This is a genomic window from Nocardioides sp. (assembly GCF_030655615.1).
GTDB lineage: Bacteria > Actinomycetota > Actinomycetes > Propionibacteriales > Nocardioidaceae > Nocardioides.
On sequence record NZ_JAURVJ010000117.1, the window covers coordinates 1 to 4863 of the forward strand.

Genomic DNA, 4863 nt, shown 5'->3' on the forward strand with positions numbered 1-4863 from the left:
GGACCGGGTTGAGCGGGGACCAACTCGAGCGATCGCACGAGTTGGTGGTTCGGGACCGGGTTGAACGGGGACCAACTCGAGCGATCGCACGAGTTGGTGGCCGGGTCGGGGCTGAGCGGCATCCAACTCGTTCGATCGCACGAGTCGGTGCCTTAGAACCAGGCCGAGTGGCGTCCAATTCGTTCGATCGCACGAGTTGGACCTGCCGACGGCTCCAACCATCCGGGACCCTGAGGCGTTGTGAGAGGTGTGCGGGACCACGACGGCGACGAGGCCGGCTTCACGCGCTGGGCCGCCCAGCGCCAGCCGACCCTGCTCCGCACGGCAATCCTGCTCACCGGTGACCGCCACCGGGCCGAGGACCTCGTCCAGGACGCCCTCACCGCCGTCGCCGCCCGGTGGGGCCGGCTCTCGGGCCAGGACCCCGACGCCTACGCACGCCAGGTCGTCGTACGCCGCAACATCTCCTGGTGGCGCAAGCACCGCCGCGAGGTGGTCGTCGCCGAGGTACGCCCCGGCCTCGCCGCCGCCGACCTCACCGACCGTCGGCTCCTCCTCGACCACGCGCTCGCGACCCTGACGCCGCGGCAGCGGGCGGTCGTCGTCCTGCGCTACTACGCCGACCTCACCGAGCGCGACACCGCCGACGCGCTCGGCGTCAGCGTCGGCACCGTCAAGAGCCAGACCCACCTCGCGCTGCGCCGGCTGCGCGAGGCCGCCCCCGAGCTCGCCGAGCTGATCGGAGACCCCTCATGAGCACCCCGCTTCCCTCCTCCGCCGACCAACACCGCGGGGACCCCGCATGAGCACCGACTCCCTGCGCGACCTCCTCCACGACCGCGTCGCCGACGAGACCCCCGTCGACCTGTCGGCCCGGGCCTGGCGTGCCGGCCGGGCCGTACGCCGTCGCCGCGGCCTGGCCGTCGTCGGCGGCGTGGCCGCGGGTGCGGTCGCCGTCACCGGGGTCGTCGCCTGGGTCGACCCGACCTCCCCCCGGCCGGTCGCACCGCTCCCGGCCGTCGAACCCTCGACCCCGACCCCGACCCCGACCCCGACCCCCGACGCCGCCGACACCTCCTACAACAGCGTCCCCGTCTGGTTCAGCCCCAGCCAGGAGGAGGAGCGCGACCTCCCCCTCGTCGAGGACGGCCCGTTCCCGCAGACCCTCGACCTGGGCGTGCGGACCAAGGACCTCGTCGGCCCGGCCCTCGCCGCGTTCGCGACTGGCGACCGCGTGCTGCTCGTCGGGGCACGCAACAGCGTCGTGAGCGTCGACGTCGGCCGCCTCGACCAGGTCGCCAAGCCCCACGGCTACCGGGTGCCGCCGACCTCGGCGTCGATGCTGAGCCCCGACGGCGAGCACCTGCTGTTCCCGCAGGACGGGGCGGTCGCGGTCTACACGGTGGGCACCGGCGCCTGGTCGTCGATCAGCACCGAGGGGCGGTCGGCGTACGGCGCCACCTGGCTCGACGCCTCGACCATCGGCATCCCGCTGGTCGCCCCCGACCGGGCGCTGCGGGTGTTCCCCAACCCCCCGCCCGTCCTGAGCGAGGAGGAGCTCCCGCGGCTCGAGCCCGGCTTCGACGTCGGAGGGTCGCTGGCGTACGGCCCCACCCGCAGCACCACCGGCCGCACACCCGGCCGCACCCCCAGCAGCGCCCAGGCGTGGGGGATGGGCACCGGCGTGAACGGCCGCGACGGCGCGACCGACAGCGACCTGGTCGCGTTCGAGACCGCGGACGGCGCCGGGGTGCTGTCGATGACCTGGACGGTCGCCGTCAAGGGCGGCCGCTACAAGGACTGCTGCCCGGTCGCCGGGTGGCTCGACGACCGGACGCTGGTCTACGAGTCGCGGCAGGGCGAGCCGACCCTCGTGGCGTGGACCGTCGGCACGCACGACTTCCGTCGGGTGACGACGATCGAGGGCCGCTACGACGTGGCGTCCTACGCGTCGCTGTCCTGAACTCCGGCCGCACCCGGGTTGTCACTCTCCCCTGTCGAGTGCTAAACATGAGGCTGGCACTCTCAGCACGAGAGTGACAACCGGAGCGGTGCCAGCTGAGGCTCCCTCCCGGCGAGAAAGGGTTCGCCGGAGAGCGGGGTCGTCCGTCGCGGGCAGCCCACCACACCGGATCCCCAGAACTCTGATCGTGAGGATCTCAGGAGTTATGCCCAAGCTGATTGCTTTCAACGAGGAGGCCCGGCGCGGCCTCGAGCGTGGCATGAACACGCTCGCCGACGCCGTCAAGGTCACCCTCGGCCCCAAGGGCCGCAACGTCGTTCTCGAGAAGAAGTGGGGAGCCCCCACGATCACCAACGACGGCGTCTCCATCGCCAAGGAGATCGAGCTCGAGGACCCCTACGAGAAGATCGGCGCCGAGCTGGTCAAGGAGGTCGCCAAGAAGACCGACGACGTCGCCGGTGACGGTACGACGACGGCCACGGTCCTCGCCCAGGCGATGGTCCGCGAGGGACTGCGCAACGTGGCCGCCGGCGCCAACCCGATGGGCCTCAAGCGCGGCATCGAGGCCGCCGTGGTCGCCGTGTCCGAGCAGCTCTCGAGCATGGCGAAGGAGGTCGAGACCCGCGAGCAGATCGCGGCCACGGCCACCATCTCCGCCGGTGGCGACACCACCGTCGGCGACGCCATCGCCGAGGCCATGGACAAGGTCGGCAAGGAGGGCGTGATCACGGTCGAGGAGTCCAACACCTTCGGCATCGACCTCGAGCTGACCGAGGGCATGCGATTCGACAAGGGCTACATCTCGGCCTACTTCGTCACCGACCCCGAGCGCATGGAGACCGTGCTGGAGGACCCCTACATCCTTCTCGCCAACTCCAAGGTCAGCAACGTCAAGGACCTGCTGCCCCTGCTCGAGAAGATCATGCAGTCCGGCAAGCCGCTGCTGATCATCTCCGAGGACGTCGACGGCGAGGCTCTCTCGACGCTGGTCGTCAACAAGGTCCGCGGCACGTTCAAGTCGGTCGCCGTCAAGGCCCCCGGCTTCGGCGACCGCCGCAAGGCCATGCTCCAGGACATCGCGATCCTGACCGGCGGCCAGGTCATCTCCGAGGAGGTCGGCCTCAAGCTCGAGACCGCCACCATCGACCTGCTCGGCCAGGCCCGCAAGGTCGTCATCACCAAGGACGAGACCACCATCGTCGAGGGTGCCGGCGACCAGGGCCAGATCGAGGGCCGGGTCAACCAGATCCGCGCCGAGATCGAGAAGTCCGACTCCGACTACGACCGCGAGAAGCTGCAGGAGCGCCTGGCCAAGCTGGCCGGCGGCGTTGCGGTCATCAAGGTCGGCGCGGCCACCGAGGTCGAGCTCAAGGAGCGCAAGCACCGCATCGAGGACGCTGTCCGCAACGCCAAGGCTGCGGTCGAGGAGGGCATCGTCGCCGGCGGCGGCGTCGCGCTCGTCCAGGCTGCTGCCACCGCGTTCGACAAGCTCGAGCTCGAGGGTGACGAGGCCACCGGCGCCAACATCGTGCGCGTCGCCACCTCCGCTCCGCTCAAGCAGATCGCGATCAACGCCGGTCTCGAGGGTGGCGTCGTGGCCGAGAAGGTCGCCAACCTGCCTTCCGGTCAGGGCCTCAACGCCGCGACCGGTGAGTACGTCGACATGATCGCCGAGGGCATCATCGACCCCGCCAAGGTGACGCGCTCCGCGCTCCAGAACGCCGCCTCCATCGCGGCGCTCTTCCTCACCACCGAGGTCGTCGTCGCCGACAAGCCCGAGAAGGCCGCCCCCATGGGTGGCGACCCCTCGGGTGGCATGGGCGGCATGGACTTCTGAGTGCAATTGTCGCGGTCCGGTGGTGTCGCTCGGCGCACCCGCACCACTCGCATAGGGCTGCCGCCGTCTGGTACGGCGGGCCCGACCCGAGCGGGGCACCACCGGCCGCGACCTGCGCCGTGTAGTCCAGTCTGAAGGTGGCCCGGGCGCCTGGCGCCCGGTAGCCACCAGCACCAACGACGAAGGGCCCCTCCCGGGAGACCGGGAGGGGCCCTTCGTCGTCCGTGCTGTCAGCCAGCGGGCCAGCTCAGGACCAGCGGAACGACACGATCATCGGGTCGATCTGCGCCCGACGCTCCTCGAGGCTGTCGGCGCGGCTGTGCTGGAAGGTGATCCGGTAGAGGAACTTGCCGCGCTGGGCGAACCACGTCTCCTCGCTGAAGTAGAGCTTGTCGCCCGGCGAGTAGTAGAGCGCGCGGATCCGCACCGCCTGCTGGCCGTCGAGCCACGCGGTCGGCAGCAGCTGGCTGCTCTCGAGGGTGATCGACCCGTCGTTCTCGTCGAGGGCCTCGACCGAGCTCTGGGCCGCGATCTTGAGCAGCGGGATCGAGTCGAGCTCGAAGCCGGGGTTGCTGCGCCGCACGAACACCGAGGAGTAGTAGCCCTCGAGGTCGTCGTAGTCCCGCGCGCCCACGCCCTGGTCGACGATCCCGGGGTCGATCGTGCGCCAGCCGTCGGGCGCGCGGAGCGAGGCCGGACCGAGGGCGACCCGGATGCCGGTGGCGGCGGGGACGTCGGGGTAGAACGGCACCGGCTTGGGGTCGGACGGCGGGTCCGGCGTCGGGGGAGTGGTCGGGGTCGTGGTCTCGGTCGTCGGCTCGGTGGTGGGGTCCGAGGTGGGGTCCGAGGTGGGGTCGCTGGTCGGGTCGGTCGACGGCGACCCGGTCGACGACGAGTCGTCGTCGCGGGCCTCGGGCTCGCCGTCGGAGCCGTTGGCCACCAGCGTGATGCCGAGGCCCACGGCGACGGCGACGACGAGCGCGACGGCCGCGGCCGCGATGACCGCCGTACGACGCCGCTTGGGGGGCTGGGCGCTCGGGGGCGGCGGCGTCCAGGTGCCCGG

The 4863-nt window shown here is 71.4% G+C and carries 3 protein-coding genes and 1 pseudogene; 3 read left to right on the forward strand and 1 reads right to left on the reverse strand.

What is annotated here, in order from left to right; translation table 11 throughout:
• Positions 1-240 precede the first annotated feature (240 nt).
• The 3 genes from Q7T52_RS09715 (at position 241) to groL (ending at position 3800) form a co-directional block, all read left to right on the forward strand.
• On the forward strand, positions 241-756 hold the full coding sequence (locus tag Q7T52_RS09715) for a SigE family RNA polymerase sigma factor (RefSeq protein ID WP_304801893.1): 516 nt from the start codon (positions 241-243) through the stop codon (positions 754-756).
• A gap of 46 nt (positions 757-802) precedes the next feature.
• Positions 803-1963 (forward strand): hypothetical protein, encoded by a 1161-nt coding sequence (locus Q7T52_RS09720; protein WP_304801895.1) that lies wholly within the window; start codon positions 803-805, stop codon positions 1961-1963.
• A 205-nt stretch (positions 1964-2168) separates the two neighbouring features.
• The gene (gene groL / locus Q7T52_RS09725) at positions 2169-3800 is read left to right on the forward strand and encodes a chaperonin GroEL (protein ID WP_304801896.1); all 1632 of its coding nucleotides are present in this window, start codon (positions 2169-2171) and stop codon (positions 3798-3800) included.
• 247 nt (positions 3801-4047) lie between these two features.
• Here the strand turns inward: groL and Q7T52_RS09730 are convergent.
• Positions 4048-4863: pseudogene (locus Q7T52_RS09730) on the reverse strand (hypothetical protein); the annotation flags it as partial.

What these genes read in the sequence shown, in the direction of transcription:
- groL (WP_304801896.1), top strand. Translation starts at nt 2,169, where the DNA reads ATGCCCAAGCTGATTGCTTTCAACGAGGAGGCCCGGCGCGGCCTCGAG.
- Q7T52_RS09720 (WP_304801895.1), top strand. Translation starts at nt 803, where the DNA reads ATGAGCACCGACTCCCTGCGCGACCTCCTCCACGACCGCGTCGCCGAC.